An 18453-nucleotide genomic window follows, 5' to 3' on the forward strand; every position below is an offset into this window, starting at 1 on the left:
CGGCTAAATAAAGAAAAGAATTCTCATTCAAAGATCCATCTCTCACCCAAAAGAATAATAAAATAAGTGCTTTATAACAAACATCCATTTGAATATATTATCTTTGTTTCAGTTTAACTGACCTAACCATGAAAACAAAAACCTTTATTCTACTATATACGGTATTTATTATACAGTTTGCAGGGCTCCTTCCCCTTCAAGCCGGGCATTATTATTACAAGCAAATCTCCCTGAAAGACGGATTACCCTCTACCGTACGATGCATCCTGACCGATGAACAAGGGTTTGTATGGATTGGAACCCGTTCCGGACTGGGACGGTACGACGGTAACGAACTTAAAAAGTATATTCATCAGGCAGACAATCCTCATTCCATCCCTCACAACCAAGTCAATCAGATAACAGAAGATAAACAGAATAACATCTGGATTCTGACAGAAAAAGGAGTGGCATGTTATCAGCGACAAAGCGATGACTTCTTCATACCTACGGACGAGAAAGGGAATAACATCGTAGCCTACTCGACTTGTTTAATGAAAGACGGAGTTTTATTCGGCTCACAAAACAAAGTCTATTTCTACAGTTACCAACATTCTTCTCTTCACCTTTTACAGACGTTTAATCAAGAGCCCAATTTCAATATCACGCTACTGAGTTTATGGAATGAGCACACACTTCTTTGCTGCAGCCGATGGCAGGGACTACTCCTTCTGAATTTAAATACGGGTAAACACACCCCTCCTCCTTTTGACTGCGGAAAGGAAATCATGAATATGCTGATCGATTCACAAAACCGAATATGGATAGCCCCCTATAACGAAGGTATCAGCTGTTTTTCCCACGATGGAAAGCTATTGGCTTCGTATAACACACACAACTCGGATTTAAGCAATAACGTCGTCTTAAGTCTTGCGGAACGGGAAGAAAAGATATGGATCGGAACGGACGGAGGAGGCATCAACATTCTTGAACCTGAAACGGGACATTTCTCTTTACTGGAACACATACCGGGAAGAGAAAACTACTCACTGCCCGCCAACTCCATTCTCTGTCTTTATAATGACCGGAATAATAATATATGGGCAGGAAGTATTCGCAACGGTCTTATCAGTATCCGGGAGGTTTCGATGAAAACTTATACGGATGTACTGCCGGGCAATGACCACGGATTAAGTAACAATACCGTACTAAGTCTCTATCAGGAATCAGATAATCGCATTTGGATAGGCACGGACGGTGGAGGTATCAATCTTTTCAATCCCCTTACGGAGAAGTTCACCCACTTTCCCTCCACATGGGAAGATAAAGTAGCCTCTATCTGCCCTTTTACCTCCGGTAATCTATTGCTTTCTATTTTCTCGCAGGGCGTATTTGTTTTCAATCCGTCAACGGGAAAGAAAACTCCTTTCATTATCATTGATCCCGAAACCTCCAAACGTCTCGGAAGCCGGGGAAAAACAGTAAACCTATTCCAGAACACCCCCTCCAGCGTACTGCTATTGGGAGACCACATCTACCAGTACAACCTGAAAGAACAAACATTCACTATGGCTACCGAACAACCAGGAGCAGACATTATCGGTACCGTTTTGCCCATAGCCAATAGCCAGAATGGCACCTATCTGAACGACACCAAACATATCTTCAGGCTGGACAACCGTACCAACCGCCTCGAAATAATATTTCAATGCAGTAAAGACACATTGATTCATTCTGTCTCACAAGATGAATACGGAAACTTCTGGATCGGAAACAATTACGGACTGATGCATTATAACCCTGTCACTCAAGCACAAACTCCGATACCAACTTCCCTCTTTGAGGAGGCTACTCTGATCGTATGCGACCAGCAAGGGAAAGTATGGATAGGAACAGACAACATGCTTTTCGCCTGGTTAATCAAAGAAAGAAAATTTGTTCTGTTCGGTGAATCCGACGGTGTCATTCAGAATGAATACCTATCCAAACCCCGTTTATTAAGTTCGCAGGGGAATATCTATATGGGAGGTGTAAAAGGGTTATTGCATATCGACAGCAACTTGCCCTTAATCACCTCCGAATTCCCGCAATTACAACTTTCGGATGTGGTCATCAACGGAGAATCCGTCAATGACAAGCTAAGCAGTAACCCTGTAGGAATCGCCGCTCCCTGGAACAGTAATATAACCATTCGGGTCATGTCGAAAGAAAAAGACATCTTCCGACAGAAAGTATACAGATATCAGATAGAAGGACTGAACGATCAGCAAATCGAATCATATAATCCCGAATTGGTCATACGTTCACTTCCTCCGGGGAGTTATAAAATCATGGCATCCTGCACGGCGAAAGATGGGAGTTGGATTCCCAGTCAGAAGGTACTGGAACTGACGATTCTCCCTCCTTGGTATCAGACATGGTGGTTCATCATCAGTTGTGCAGTGTTCATTGCTGCTGCTGTCATCGAAACGTTCCGAAGAGCGTTAAAGCGCAAAGAGGAAAAGCTGAAATGGGCAATGAAGGAACATCAGCAACAGGTGTACGAAGAAAAAGTGCGCTTCCTTATTAATATCAGTCACGAACTGCGTACCCCATTGACTCTCATACATGCGCCACTTAGCCGGATATTGAAATCTCTTTCTGCCGAAGATGCACAATATCTACCAATAAAAGCGATCTATCGCCAATCGCAGCGAATGAAGAATCTGATCAATATGGTACTTGATGTGCGTAAGATGGAGGTCGGAGAAAGCAAATTGCAGATACAGCCATACGCTCTCAACCAATGGATTGAACATGTATCACAAGATTTCACCAGCGAAGGCGAAGCAAAGAACGTATCTATCCGTTATCAGCTTGACCCACAGATCGACACTGTCAGTTTCGATAAAGACAAGTGTGAAATTATTCTAAGCAATCTGCTTATCAATGCCTTAAAACACAGTCCGCAAGATGCAGAAATCATCATCACCTCGAAGCTGCTTCCCGAGAAAAACAGCGTCCGTATCTCCATCATAGATCAGGGAGACGGTCTCAAACAAGTAAATACACAGAAACTCTTCACCCGTTTCTATCAAGGTACGGGAGAACAGAGCGGAACAGGAATCGGATTATCCTATTCCAGGATTCTGGTCGAACTGCACGGAGGTTCCATCGGTGCCCTAGACAATCAGGAAGCCGGTGCAACCTTCTTCTTTGAACTCCCGCTCCGTCAACAATCAGAAGAGATTATCTGCCAACCGAAAGCCTATCTGAACGAATTGATGAGCGATGACAGCAAAGAACAACTACCGGAGGAGAGTCATTTCGATACGAGTTCTTACAGTATATTAGTGGTGGATGATAATCCGGACCTGACGGATTTCCTGAAAAAGTCACTGGGAGAATATTTCAAACGGGTAATCATTGCTTCGGATGGTGTGGAAGCTCTCCAACTGGTCAAAAGCCATATCCCGGATATGATCGTCTGTGACGTGATGATGCCGAGAATGAACGGATATGAGCTTTGTAAAAACATCAAGGAAGACATTACCATCAGTCACATTCCTATTGTCCTGCTGACGGCAAGAGATGATAAACAAAGCCAGTTAAGCGGTTACAAGAATGGAGCAGACGCCTACCTTACAAAGCCTTTTGAGATAGAAATGCTGATGGAAATCATTCGTAACCGGTTAAGAAACCGCGAATCTATCAAGAAGAGGTATTTACATGCAGGATGGGTCCCCGCACCGGAAGAAAGCACATTCAGCCAGGCAGATGAAACCTTCCTGTTGAAACTAAATAAAATTATTCAAGAAAATCTGGATAACAATCGGCTGGATGTCACCTTTGTCTGCAAAGAAATAGGTATGAGCCGTGCTTCCCTTTACAATAAACTGAAAGCCCTGACCGATATGGGAGTCAACGATTACATTACCAAATTCCGGATGGAAAAAGCGATCATGCTAATCACCAGTACAGATCTGTCGTTCACAGAAGTTGCCGAGAAGGTCGGATTTACGACTTCACGCTATTTCAGTACAGCTTTCAAACAATATACAGGAGAAACGCCCACTCAATATAAGGGAAAGAAGAGCCATCAGCAACGACCCGAAAAATAACTACTTTTCAGGCGCGGATTACACGATTTTCAGAATGATGGTTACCATCCAGCAACGATGCAATCCGTGCCTGAGAATTTTAATCTATTGCAAGTTTCATTGAATACTCACCCATTGACTTTTTTATAGTCTTCCAAGAACTTCTTCAATCCCGAATCGGTTAGCGGATGATTGAGCAATCCTTTGATCGCACTTAACGGGCAAGTAGCCACATCGGCACCCACTTCCACACATTCGACAATGTGTTTCGTAGTACGGATAGAGGCAGCCAACACCTGTGTCTTGTAATCATAGGTACGGTACATGCGTACAATATCCCCCACAAGTTTTACTCCATCCTCACAAATATCGTCCAGACGACCGACAAACGGTGAGACATAGGTGGCTCCGGCTTTAGCCGCCAGCAACGCCTGCCCAACCGAAAACACCAATGTACAGTTGGTACGGATTCCCTTTCCGGTGAAATATTTGATCGCTTTGATTCCATCGCCAATGCAAGGCACTTTTACGACAATATGCGGATTGAGCGCAGCAAGTTCCTCGCCCTCACGGATCATGCCTTCATAATCGGTTGCAATCACTTCAGCACTCACATCTCCATTGACGATCTCGCATATCTTAATATAATGTTCACGCTGGTTCTGCGTTCCCTTGATACCTTCTTTCGCCATCAGCGAAGGATTAGTGGTCACTCCGTCAAGTACTCCCAGGTCATAGGCCTCCCGGATTTGCTCCAGATTAGCTGTGTCAATAAAAAACTTCATACGCTTAATTTTTAATGGTTAACGATTGAATAATCAAAGATACGGAATTATTTTCATTTATCCTCAATTAAACGATCGTAATTGATGTATCGAGGTATATGTTTTGAACGCTTGATGGAAGGAGATAACAGCGACACGCAGACTTAGGGGCATTTACTTGTAGGTTGAAATTCATCCATACGTAGGCGACATCAAACAGAGGCTCTATTTCAGTAAAACAGAGGCTCTATCTGAGTGAAACAGCGGCTCTATTTGGATGAAACAGAGGCTCTATCTAAACGAAACAGCGGCTCTATTGGGGAATACAAAGCCGCATAAAAAGAAGAGGCTATCCAACAAATCCTATGTTAACGATTCCGAGAGGCTGTCTAACAAGCTATATCTTAACAAATTCACCCCTGCCAAAGCATATTCCGGCAGGGGTGACTTCCAATTACTGATACCTGTTAGACAGTCTCTCGACTTCTAATTACCGAGACCTGTCAGGCAGCCTCCCTTATCATTAGAGAAGAGTAAGCCTGTTAAGGTAAATTCACCGCAGCTTATGCATCGGCATTTTTCCCATAATATTTTTCTTTTACTTTCTTTATATTCCGTAGCAAAGCGGTATAGTGCCTGCTATTAAGATCTCCTCCTTTACAAATGGCAAGTTGCTCTTTCACATATCCTTCCATCTTATCCAGGTGCATTTCTACAAAGAGCAGAATATCGGAACGGCTAACCGTTGTATTCACATTTCCGGCATCTTTGCTATCAGGATTCATCATACGTTCGATAAATCCCAGATAAACCCGTTGCTGCTGACGACGGAAATTATTTTCCAGTTCATTGGAATCATTCAAAGGTTTCCACACCGTAGCAAACACATCGTCCAAATATTCTTCGATCGGATAAGGGTCTGAAGCACACATGGAAGCCGAATACAGATTCTGTAACATTCCCGGGGCAAGCAATAAAGCCAAAGTAGAACTTTGACGGTCGCGAATCTCATCCACCACTTTCACTCCGGTACAACTTACCACCTTATCCGGATAGAGCCAAAGCGGAGCGACAAGCAGATTCCGTCCCAGCCACTCTACTGCTTCTTTCTGCACACTACGCGGCAGATAATCGTAAGGCTTCTGTCCCGGCAGATTATTGGCATAGCGTCCTCCCAGGTTTTTCTGCACATGCAGAGTATATTTCATATATTGGGCACGGACAGATTTATAGATCGTATTCAGATCATCATACTGGTCGTCAGGCTGTGCTGTCCAAGCCAGTATATGTTCCATCACCCTTTTCAGGTTCTTTATACCGTATTCATTGGCTTTCATATTATTGTCTCCCAAGTCCTCACTCTGGCTGCGCGGGTCAGTACCTTTCCCCTCATCACCGATATACAACAAACGATGGTCGCCCTGAAGTTTCTTAGTGACTTCAGCACGCAATGCCTTTTTTTCCTGAAAGGGGTCTTTAAATTCCGGACGATATTGGTACCCCCATCTTATCGCCCATTTATCATAGTCGCCAATGCGGGGGAAAAGCCCCTTCTCTGAAACCCGGTCCTCGGGCTGTGCGACATAATTAAACCGTGCATAATCCATGATAGATACCGTATGCCCATGGGCTTCCACCCAAGCTTTATCACGCAACTTCTCTACCGGAGTAGCCGAACTGGCGGCCATATTGTGACGTAACCCCAGCGTATGCCCTACCTCGTGCGAGGAAACAAATTGAATCAAAGTCCCCATTAATTTATCATCAAAGGTCATTGACTGTGCACGTTTATCCAAAGGTCCGCACTGCACCATATACCACTTTTTAAGCAAGTTCATCACATTGTGATACCAGCAAATATGACTTTCCATGATTTCTCCACTACGCGGATCGACAATGCGCGGTCCATAAGCATTCTCCGTTTCAGAAGGCAGATAGCGTATCACACTATAACGTGCATCGTCCAAGCTCATTGCAGGATCATCCGGCCATTCTTTAGCTATGATGGCATTTTTGAATCCGGCTGCTTCAAAGGCAACATTCCAGTCGTTTACACCGGCTTTCAGATAAGGTATCCATTTCTTGGGTGTTGCCGGATCGATGTAGTACACAATAGGACGCTTCGGTTCGGTAAGTAGTCCTTTACGATAACGTTCCGGGTCTTTCGGCTCCAACCGGTAACGCTGAATGATGGCATCATGTGTTGTAACCTGCTGATCATCTGAAAATTCGGTCAACGGATTCTGGAAAAATCCGACCCGTTCGTCCGCCAGCCTCGGTTGCATCGGTTCCTCAGGTAACATTACGATACTGGTATTCAGTTTCACTGTCACCGAACCCGTTGCCGCAGCCGGCAATTTACCGGAAGTAATATTGTAAGTACGCAACGTGACCACTTCCACATTAATAGGATAGGTCTTTATCGTATCCATATAGGTACGGTCCTGCGCTAAAGAACCAATGCTAAGAATGGAACGGTCACGCGATGTAAAACCGCATGTCTTGTTATCGCTCAAAAGAAACTTGGATACATGGATGAGCTGCGCCTGTGTTTTCGGATTTCTGCCGATAACATCAAACTTACAGATCACCGGATCTACAGTCGACTGCTTTAACGCCTCTGCTATTTTATCACCCGGACGGGCAAACTGCGACTGTACATATTCACGCAAGAATAGAGTCTTGCTGTCATGCTGTTCCCAATAAACCACACTCCGGTTCACCTCTTCCCCACTGAGCATTTTGAACCCCTGCGGTACGGCTTTGAAGCGAGTAACAACCAATAACAATCGCCCCAATAAAGAATCCGGTACTTCAAAATACCAACCATCCTTGATATGACGCACTGTAAACATGCCCTCACATTCACTCCCTCCCTCTTTCAGAAGTTTCTCGTAAGCGGTCGGTTTCCTGACAGTGTCTTTCTTGACTGTATCCTCACGGAGCACCAGACTTTTCGTTCCATATTCAAGCGAACTTATCACATCGGTCCGGGCTTCTGCTCCTTGCAGTCCCCATAGTACCGATACAATTATCATTAAAATCTTTTGCATTGCTTTTTCTTTCTAATTTATTCGTTAGTATTAGGGTCTTTATTCGTTAGTATTCAGTGTCAGGTTCGGATTTTTCTCACGGGCAGCTACCGGGAACGGAATGACATACAAACGTGAATCCGGTTTCAATGTATACGTTTTCTGTTCAACATCCGTAGTTACCACCGGGAAAGTACGGGTAATCGTCTTCGCATAGTCAGCTTCCGTATTTAACCGCTTCAAATCCCAGAAACGGCTGAACCCGAAGAGTAACTCTTTACGACGCTCATTGATGATTGCCTGCATCATCTCACGCTGTGTAGCCGGTTCCGGCAATACCGCTTCACTCCCCTTGATACGTTTCTCACGCAACAGGTTTAACACTTTGACAGCTCCGGATACATCATTCAATCGCGCATTGGCTTCTGCCAAAATCAGATAAACTTCGGCGGTACGCATACCTACAGCCATATACTGGAACTTAGAATAGGTAATTCCCGCATTCCATAAAGCAGTTCCAGAGCCCTCATCAAAGAAAAACTTCGAATTTCCGGTCGTCTTGAAAAACAGATTAAACCGCTCGTCATTATCTCCGAAGAGCTGTACCAGTTCCGGACTAATCATACCATAGGTATAAGCCGGATTGTCGCTGGGACTACCCATATAGGCATAATTCAACACTTCCGGGTTGCCACCTTTGGCATAAGTAAGCACTTTGGTCGGACCTCCATCCGCCTCCAAAGCGATATAATCTATCAAAGCATTGTTCAGTTTCAAAGATTCCTCCGCTGCCTCCTTAGCCTTTTTCCAGTCACGATGGAACAGATAAACGCGTGCCGCCAATGCATAGCCGAATGCTTTCGACGGATGATACACATTCACCGGTTTCTCCTGTAAATAAGGTAACGCATCTTCGATATCCTTGATGATAAAGTCATAGACTTGGGCAACAGTCGCTTTGGTAGGAGTCGCTTCCAAGTTATATTCGTCGACAATGGCGATACCACCGTCAGTGGCTGCTGTCTCCGGATTATAGGCTTTAGCGAATGTATTCACCAAGATAAAGTGATCCCACGCACGCATGAGCTTTGCTTCCGCTTTAGCCAGCTCCTTCACATTCTTGTCACCCATACTATGATCAATCAACGAAATCACGATGTTAGAGCGTAAAATGTATTGGTAGCAGTTTGCATACAGATTGTTATCACTTAGCTCTTTACGATCGGCAGCCTCATTAAAAGTCATATTGATTCCATCAAAGGAAAGATATTCCTTGCCGATAATATTCGATTCTTTTGACCAGACATTATCACTCAACAAAGCAAAAGACGACGGATAATAACTTCGGTTCGGCAAAGCCACCAATTCATAATAAGTCTCGGTAGAGTCCACAGTCTTCTTTCCTGTGGGAGTAATATCCACGTAATTCTCGCAAGCTGCAAGTCCCCATATAAGCAGAACCGGCAAGATATAAAGTAGTCTACGCATATCCTATATTCTTTTAAATAATTAGAAACTTGTTGATAATCCGATAGAGTAAGTCTTGGGCGAAGCGATGCTGCGTGTGGCATTATTCAGGCTATAACTTTCCGGGTCAATGCCATTTCCTGCCTTACACCAGGTAAACAGATTGTTCACCTGCAACTTCAACTTCAATGAATGAAGCCTGAGTTGACGACAGATATCAGACGGCAAATTATAGCCAAGACTCAGACTACGCAATTTCACATAACCGGCATCCTTCACATTGATATCGCCATACTGCCACCAATACTGGAAAGTACTTGCATAAGTTTTATCCTTTGCCGGCATATCGATATACATACGTACATTTGCATCCGGTGCATCCGCACTCCAGCGGTTGGCAATATCTTTCAAAGTTTGGCTTCCTGTCTGGTCACTCATACTTACCACACTGTTACGTAACTTGTTGCCCCCTGCATATACAAAGGAAGCATTCAAGTCGATCCCTTTGTAACTAAGTCTCAACATCAGTGCTCCATTAAAACTCGGAGTCAACGAACCAAGGTTTACCAAATCATCGGTACCTTTCAGTGACGAACTGGTGGTAATATCAGCTACCGTACCATCTTCATTAAATTTCACGAGGTCGTTCCCGTCCTTATCCACTGCTATCGGATATCCGTTTTCAATACGGTCGATACGGTAAGCCCAAAGTGTGTTATAGCTGGTTCCTTCCATAAAGAACTTCAGCGGGCTCGTAATAAAACTGGCCGAAGTGTCCGCGTCATTATGGTCCACCTTTAACATCTTGTTTTTATTATGAGCAAAGTTGAAATCAATGGCAAAGTTCCAGTCTTTCTTTCTGATGATATTGGCAGTAAGGGAGAATTCAATGCCCCGGTTACGCATTTTCCCATTGTTCACCACACGTGATTTAGCTCCCAAAGTAGGATCCATATAACGGCGTACAAGCAAATCGGATGCGGAACGATTATAATATTCCAAGCTACCGATCATCCAATTATTGAAAAGACGGAAATCCAATCCCACATTATAAGTAGCTGTTTTCTCCCAACGGAGTTTCGGATTCGGAAGATCATCGTCGTCATAAGTCAAGTAAGTCGTCTTGATCGGATTGCTCTGTGTTTTTTGCTTTACCACAAAATAAGTGGTCGAACCTTGATCCACATTACCGTTGATTCCATAAGTCATACGAGCTTTCAGGAAATTGATCCAAAAAATATCTTTAAAGAACGACTCTTCCGAAATGATCCAGGACGCACCGACAGACCACAGGGGATGACGCTGATTACGGATATCCAGTCCGAACAAGTCTGCCTGATCCCAACGGATACTTCCGGACACATTATAACGGGATAAGTAAGAATAGCCCGCATTGGCATAGAAGGATGCATAACGATGGCGCGTTTCCTGCAATGTAGGCGACAAGCCACCCAACGTAATCGTACTTCCGCTAAGAGCACTGATTCCTACACCGTCACGGTATGCCTGCCAATCCATTATATCAGAGGTCAGTGTCTGAGGATCATAGCCAAACATTAATTGCTGGGTAGCTTTCGGTATTTTATTCTCCCTGAATTCGAGTCCGGCAATGGCGGTTATTGCATGGTTCTTCCAGCTTTTATCAAAGTCTATCTGGTTACGTACCGTATAACGATTACTGCTCAGCTCACTTTGAAAGAACCGCCCGCCTTCCGGCATGTGTGATTTTCCTTTTTCATCAATCATCGAATTGTACGTCATACGCATCATAAAGGAGTCTTCCGCATCAAAAACTTCACTTTTGCTATGATTCCATTCGTATTGATACATGAATTTGTATTTAAACATCTTCAGAAAACGAGCCTGCAGGCTGACAAACGGACGGATACTGACATCACGTGATTTAGTACCGCCTTCCCCCAATGCGTCAAGCACATTGAAACCAAACGTTTTATAAGGTGAAACACCTTCTGCCTTGCTCACAACACTGCCGTTGTAAGTCCCACCCGAATATCCCTTCAGATTTACATAAGGAGACATATAGCGGTTGCCATCGTCATCCATTATTCTTTCATAACGTTGTTGCATAGTGTAACTGGTAAACAGGGTATTCGGTGTATCACTACTTCCCAGACGGGCGTCCACCCCGGCATTCACATTCAACCAACTGGTGATGGCATAGTTCGACTTATAATACAAGGAGAATTTATTCCTTTTATCATTTATCGTACGCCCCTTGTCATTTTCATAATTGAACGAAAGGAAGTGATTGTTTTTTCCGACTTTCTGTGATACACTCACATTATAGCGCTGGGTCACAGCCGTACGCCAGGCATTATCACGGTATTCTTTATAATAATCATTATTACGCCATTGATTCAACGTGGCTTCGACTTCACGATTACTTAGCGCACCATTTTCCCGGTCTAAATAGAGTTGGAATAACGGATTATAATAGTTTGACCTATAAGTAGACAAGAAACCGGACGCACTACCCGATTCGGCTACATTTGCATCAAACACTGCAGTCTGATAATCAATGATATCACTTGTAGACGCCAGGTTCAAGCTGTTAAAATTCGGTTTGCCTGTGATGAACCAGTCCGCATTGATATTCACATGCGCACCCTCTTCTTTGCCCTGTTTAGTCGTTACCACAATAACGCCGTTTGCAGCCAAAGCGCCATAAATACTGGCTGCCGCCGCATCTTTCAAGACCGTCACACTCTCCACATTATAAGGATTTATCTCGTTCAAAGTCAGGTTGGTAGGCATATCATCCACCACAATCAGCGGATTTGTACCTACCTCCTCCGAAAACGTACCTACACCACGAAGAATGGGGCTCATATCTCCGTTATTCGGATTAATGTCCATACGCAAACCGGCTATCTGCCCTTCCAAAGACGAAGTCAAGTCAGTGTGCATCTGTCTTGTCAGTTGTTCGGAATCTATGAAACCGAAAGAAGCAGTAGAACGTTCACGGCTGATACGCTGATACCCCGTTACTACCACATCTCCCAATTGCAATTTATCTTCATGCATAATCACATTGACATGAGTACGCCCTTTGATAGCAACCTTCTCTGTCTGCATACCGACAAAAGATACTTCCAATGTGTGGGTTTCCTCCATCACCTTACAAATGAAATTTCCTTTAATATCGGAAATAGCTCCAAACGGACTGTCGATTCCCCGAATATTCGCACCCGGCAACGGATCCCCTTTTTCATCCACGACACATCCTTCGATGTTCCTGACTTTACGTGCAGCAGCCGATGCTGGCTTCACTTTACGGACAGTGATAAAATGTTGTTTCACCTCATATTCAAAAGGCTTCCCTGCCAATATTTTCTGAAGTGCCGCCAAAGGCGCCAACCGGCGTATACTTACGCTTACCCGGTACGCTCCGACATCTTCACTGGAGAAATTCACCTTATAACCGGACATATTGCTGAACTGCTTCAAAGCTTCTCCCAGCGGTGCTTCTTTTAGTTCCAAAGAAATCAATTTACCGTCCGTATCCTGTGCCCGTCCATAGAGGGCAGTTACAAACATCAGCAATAGGAAAGCGGCTTTCATCCATACGCCCTTTCTCATTACCTTTTCGCAAGACAATGTAATTTGTAGCCTTTTCATAAGAGTTGTATCTGTAAAGTTATATATGTTTAATCGTAATAGTTCCGTCCTGATAATCTACGCGTACTTTCTCCAGTTTATTCAACAGTTCCACCGCCTCTTCCAAGGGGGCGTTGCGGTTCGCCCAGAAGTTCAGGCGGATATGGCATAGTTCCACCCGTTCAAAGTCGATATTCACGTTGTACCATCTGCCCAGAGAAGTCATAATTTCTTCCAACGCTGCATCTTCAAAATAGAACATTCCTTCTGTCCAAGCCGTATAGGTAGCTATGTTGACATGCGATATCTTCTCTTCTCCGGTTTCCGTATAGGTCAAGTCCTGTCCGGGTTGAAGCACTACGGAAGTAAGACTGCTTTTGTTGGTCACTTGCACTTTTCCCTGCACCAATGTCACGTGGCGGTCTTCTGTTGTGTATGAACGTACATTAAATTTAGTACCCAGCACATGAGTATCCATACCATCGGCACTTACGATAAAGGGACATTTTTCATCCTTTGCCACTTCAAAACAGGCTTCACCTGTCAGCTCTACCCGGCGTTCTTTTCCGTTGAATGCAACAGGATAACGCAGGCTACTTTCAGCATTTATCCACACCTTAGTCCCGTCGGACAATACCAGCAGGAAACTTTTTCCACGGGGTGTAGTCAACGTTTGGCAGCAGGAGGTATCCTTCACCAATGTTTTCCATTCTTTGATATCCATCACACTGTCTTCCAATAGTTGTTGTTCACTACGACCATCCATTTGAAGCATCACCTGTTCTGCACTGACAGTTGAGGCAAAGACTCGCACCGGTTCCTCTTTTTTTATAAAGAAAGAAGGAAGTAAAGAAGGCATCAGGAAAACCGAAACCACAACGGCTGCCACGGCAGAAGCCGCTATCCAAATACGCATTCTCGTTTTTGCTTTACGCCTCCTATCCAGGTTTTCACGCATCACGGCTTCCTTGCAAGCCATCAAATCAAGAAATAGTTCCTTGTTTTCAGGTACACGGATCCATTGGGTGAACTCTTCTGTCTCCCTTATTCGCGGTTCCTGTATTGCACGCAATGCATAGTCTGAATTTTGGTCTGTTTTTTCCATCATAGCAATCAACTGTTTATCTTAATACGTAGAACTAATTAAAACCGATGACACCTAAAATAGATTTTTTTCAAAAAAAGACGTTTAATCGTTTACGAAGTATCTTTAAAGCTCTAGCTATGTGGGTTCTAACTGTATTATCGCTGATATTTAAAGTCTCACTGATTTCCGCACATTTCTTTTCTTTCAGAAAAAACTCTTCCACTACCGTGCGCATTTGCGGAGCCATTTGACGGATACTCTCCTGCATCCGATTTATTTTATCTTCATACTCCTGATACTCTTTCGCAGTCCAGCCACCATAAAGCTCCTCCAAGTATCTTTCCGAATTCTTATGAACGACACTCTGATGACGTATATGGTCAATGCAACGGTTTTTCACCATCACATAAAACAAGGGAAGTAAATCTGCCTCCTCAGTCAACAGCCTGCCATTTTCAAGCACAGAGCAAAAGACATCATTCACGATATCCTTTGCACATTCTCCGTCATTCAACAGATTATATGCATGAATATAGAGTTTCTGCCAATGTTTCCTGTATATTACAGCTATAGCATTTTGGCTATCATTCATGTCTTTTTGATTACTTTTTGCATTTAATCGAGTACAAAGTTAGCCAAATAACACCAAAGAATCAATCAATTCATAAAAAAAACAGTAAGCGTCTACATCCTACGATATGGACACTTCATTTCTTTTCAGAAAGATGCGGTTTGTAATAGTATCCGGAAGTTCCGATTCATAATGCGTCACCATAATCATGGTTTTATTTTTACGTTGGCAAAAGGCTTCAATAATCTTCTTTACCCGGCGACGATTATAAGTATCCAATCCATGGAGTGGCTCATCCAGAATCAGCAGTTCCGGATCTTTGACGAAAGCTCTTGCCAGCAAGGCCAGGCGTTGTTCTCCACTGGATAGTTGCAGGAATGGTTTATCTTTCAAATCTGCAATGCCGAATATATCCATCCACCACTCACAGATAGCCATCTGTTCCGGTCGAGGACGTTTATACAGACCGATACTGTCATGCAAACCACTGGCTACAATCTCGATAGCAGGCAGATTTTTAAGATAAGCACGGTGCATCTCGGGGCTTACGTAACCGATATGTTTCTTGATTTCCCAAATACTTTCTCCCGTCCCTCTTTTCCGTCCGAAGAGACTGATGTCACAAGCATACGATTGCGGATTGTCTGCACAGACAAGGCTCAACAGCGTCGATTTCCCGGCACCGTTCTCACCACTCAACGCCCACTTCTCACCACGACGGACTGTCCAGTCCAGTTCTTTCAGAATAGTTCGGTCGCCATAACGGATACTGACCTTATTCAGTTTCACTACTTCCTCCGAATCGTAATTGTTACCATCAGATGGCAAATCTATAATCCGTTGCTGCAAATCATCCAAAGAGGTAACCGCATCTCTACTACGGAAAGCTTCGAGATAGGCTTCACGTTCCATTTTAGGAAAGACCTCCATCTGGTCCACAGGAATGACATGAGTAATGAATGACGGTATATCATCGAGCATGGAAAGTACCAGAATGATTTGTACGGATGACATTTTCGTCAGACGTTCGAGCAAAGAGAATAACAGTTCGCGCGTAGGAGCATCCAGTCCGATAAACGGATTATCCATAATCAACACGCGAGGAGCAGTCAGCAAGGTTTTGGCTAGCTGGAATTTACGTAATTCACCGCTGGAAAGGAGAATGATCTTCTTGTCGAGCAACGGTTCGATACGGAAGAGTTCAAACAATTCACGTTGCAGTTGCTCGTCCTTGATTTCTCCCAACATCTCACGCACATCGGGAGCCTCATCCTGATCGTGAGCATTCCAACGCTGCTGATAGTAGTAATTGGCATCGGCAGATCCGTAAGTATCGCGGAAAGCAATGTATTTCACATTATCATAAAGAGTCCGGGTGGCAGAGGGGAAAAAATTATATTGAACGGTTCCTTCACGCAATGGATATTTTCCGATCAGGGTATCTACAAAAAGACTTTTACCACCACCATTGGGACCTACAATGGCTATATGCTCATTCGCTCCGATAGTTGCCGTGATGGGTTTGGCTAAACGCACAAGCGGGTTGCGTGCTACGCCCCCCGCCATGCAGAATGTATTTTGGTTCATATTCTTTTATTCTGTTTAATTATTGCCCGCAAAGGTAACAATTTTATCATAACAATAAAGTTGAAAAGTGTGCAAGTATCTGCAACAGACATCATGCAGTTGAGGAAAGCTATCTCCTTAGAGAAAGAGCTGTATCTCTACGCTTATGTCAGTGTCCATACAGAGAAACGGGAGTATCCCTATATAGAAACTGTAGTTCCCATACGGGAAACTGGAATTTCCTGCCTGGAAACTGGAGTTTCAACGGGTTACTTATACATAATCAATGCAGACTGTCCGGGAATAATCACTTCCGGCCCGGTTTGCGTACCTAATCCACGCACATCTATCACACCGTCTTTGCATACCACTGTATATTTACCAACAGGCACTTCCAAACGGGCAGGAGTCATGCGGGAATTAAAAGCTACGATCATATCTTCCCAACTATCTCCGTTCGCATGATCCTTCAGGCGGAACGCAATCAGGTTTTGTCCTTCCACCGGAAGAAACTCCAGATGCTTCCGGACCTTCTCCGCATCTCCCATACGGAAGGCGGGATGAGACTTACGCAAATCTATGAGTCGTTTATAATACATGAAAACATCTCCGTTCATCGTTTTACGTCGCCAATCGATGGCATTGACTGCATCCGGACTCTTATAACTATTATCTACCCCTTGTTTATCGCGCATCACCTCTTCTCCTGCATAGATAAAAGGAATACCTTGCGAAGTGAAGACTACCGTTTGCGCAAGCTTATCAAGCCGGACCAGTTGCTCGGGAGTAGCTCCCGGCATACTTGCTTTCAAGCGATCAACAAGGCACAAACCGTCGTGACAGGAAACATAGCTAATCATCTGGGTAGGCTGTGCCGCCCACGGTTTCTGACTGTAATTGACGGAATCACACCGTACTTGCGGATGCTCAATAGCACCCACAATACCGAATTTAACACTCATTTCTGCTCCGGGAACTCCGGCAAGGAAAGCACCTTTCTCTTTTTTCCATGCAGGTCCGCAGAGCCCGTCACGCAATTCATCCGAGAATACGGCAATTCCGGGCATGTGGGAAACATTCCCTTTCATAGCCAACGAATCTGCCGGATATTGGGGAATGTCGGCTGCCCAACCTTCTCCATAAAGACAAATGGTAGGATCAACCTTGTTCACAGCTTTCCGGATCTCATTCATAGTTTCAATATCATGCACTCCCATCAAGTCAAAACGGAAGCCGTCAATGTGGTATTCATTTATCCAGTAAAGAACGGACTCTACCATGAACTTGCGCATCATAGGGCGTTCACTTGCCGTCTCATTACCACATCCGGAACCATTAGCCAATGTTCCGTTTTCTTTCTGACGATAAAAATAACCGGGAACAGTACGTTCAAAGTTACTTTCAACAGTATTAAAAGTATGATTGTAAACCATATCCATTACCACACGGATACCAGCTCTATGCAGTGCTTGTACCATCTGTTTAAACTCCTTCACACGAGTGGTAGGTTCATAAGGATCAGTTGAATAAGAACCATCCGGCACATTATAATTCACCGGATCATATCCCCAGTTATAGTGGTTTTCTTCCAGTTTTGTTTCGTCGATAGAAGCATAATCAGAAGAAGGAAGAAGATGTACATGTGTCACTCCCAGTTCTATCAAGTGATCGATACCAGTCAGTAACTGATCCGAATTCATGGTACCGTGTTCAGTCAATGCGAGGTATTTACCTCTATTCTTAATTCCCGACGCAGAATCAACCGAGAAGTCCCGATGATGCATTTCATAGATAATCATATCAGCAGGAGATTTCAGAGAAGGACGCCTGTCACTCTCCCATCCCTCGGGATTTGTAGTCTTCCAGTCAATAATGGCGGCACGTTTCCCATTCACACCGACAGCGTGGGCATTGATTCCCGGAGTGTCTCCCTGCCATTTATCGTTGATTTTTACATTAAAGGCGTAGAATTTACCGAGCAGGTCCTTATCTACCGTAGTTGTCCAGGTTCCATCTTCTGCGGGTTCCATCTTTACCGTTTCATAAGCATGACCGCCTTCACCGGCATCATATAGCATCAGGCGCACTTCTTCTGCTGTTGGTGACCAAAGATAAAATCTGGTTGCCAACGGCGTATATTCCATTTCCGTAAGACTTCCCGTACGAACCGGATACAGCTCAAAAGAAGCATATTCCTTTTTCGCAGGGGAGCAGCTCATTACTGTTGTCACTGTAGTCACCCCTAATATTGCTAAATAATTACTTTCCATCTTCATTTAAACCTCCCCTA

General features: G+C 44.1%; 9 protein-coding genes. 1 reads left to right on the forward strand and 8 read right to left on the reverse strand.

Annotated features, from left to right (window positions below; all coding sequences use genetic code 11):
• Positions 1-128 precede the first annotated feature (128 nt).
• Positions 129-4079, forward strand: a complete 3951-nt coding sequence (locus AB9N12_RS02085) for a two-component regulator propeller domain-containing protein (protein ID WP_369889280.1) — start codon at positions 129-131, stop codon at positions 4077-4079.
• A 107-nt stretch (positions 4080-4186) separates the two neighbouring features.
• On the opposite strand, the gene fsa is transcribed toward AB9N12_RS02085, so the two are convergent.
• The 8 genes from fsa to pulA all read right to left on the reverse strand — a co-directional run bounded on the left by fsa (position 4187) and on the right by pulA (position 18439).
• Entirely contained in the window at positions 4187-4843 is a 657-nt protein-coding gene (fsa, locus tag AB9N12_RS02090) for a fructose-6-phosphate aldolase (RefSeq protein ID WP_369889281.1), read from the reverse strand.
• 542 nt (positions 4844-5385) lie between these two features.
• Positions 5386-7875 carry a zinc-dependent metalloprotease gene (locus AB9N12_RS02095; protein ID WP_369889282.1) on the reverse strand — a complete coding sequence of 830 codons (2490 nt, stop codon included), beginning with the start codon at positions 7873-7875 and terminating at the stop codon, positions 5386-5388.
• A 39-nt stretch (positions 7876-7914) separates the two neighbouring features.
• The gene (locus tag AB9N12_RS02100; protein WP_369889283.1) at positions 7915-9342 is read right to left on the reverse strand and encodes a RagB/SusD family nutrient uptake outer membrane protein; all 1428 of its coding nucleotides are present in this window, start codon (positions 9340-9342) and stop codon (positions 7915-7917) included.
• A gap of 21 nt (positions 9343-9363) precedes the next feature.
• Positions 9364-12960: a SusC/RagA family TonB-linked outer membrane protein gene (locus tag AB9N12_RS02105; protein WP_369889284.1), complete on the reverse strand. Its 3597-nt coding sequence runs from the start codon at positions 12958-12960 to the stop codon at positions 9364-9366.
• Between the two features lie 19 nt (positions 12961-12979).
• Positions 12980-14047 carry a FecR family protein gene (locus AB9N12_RS02110; RefSeq protein WP_369889285.1) on the reverse strand — a complete coding sequence of 356 codons (1068 nt, stop codon included), beginning with the start codon at positions 14045-14047 and terminating at the stop codon, positions 12980-12982.
• 67 nt (positions 14048-14114) lie between these two features.
• The gene (locus AB9N12_RS02115) at positions 14115-14618 is read right to left on the reverse strand and encodes an RNA polymerase sigma factor (RefSeq protein ID WP_369889286.1); all 504 of its coding nucleotides are present in this window, start codon (positions 14616-14618) and stop codon (positions 14115-14117) included.
• Between the two features lie 99 nt (positions 14619-14717).
• Complete coding sequence (locus AB9N12_RS02120; protein ID WP_369889288.1) at positions 14718-16184, reverse strand: ATP-binding cassette domain-containing protein; 1467 nt, start codon at positions 16182-16184, stop codon at positions 14718-14720.
• A 248-nt stretch (positions 16185-16432) separates the two neighbouring features.
• Positions 16433-18439: a type I pullulanase gene (gene pulA, locus AB9N12_RS02125; protein WP_369889292.1), complete on the reverse strand. Its 2007-nt coding sequence runs from the start codon at positions 18437-18439 to the stop codon at positions 16433-16435.
• Positions 18440-18453 lie beyond the last annotated feature (14 nt).

It is taken from the genome of Bacteroides sp. AN502(2024), from assembly GCF_041227145.1.
Classification (GTDB): domain Bacteria; phylum Bacteroidota; class Bacteroidia; order Bacteroidales; family Bacteroidaceae; genus Bacteroides.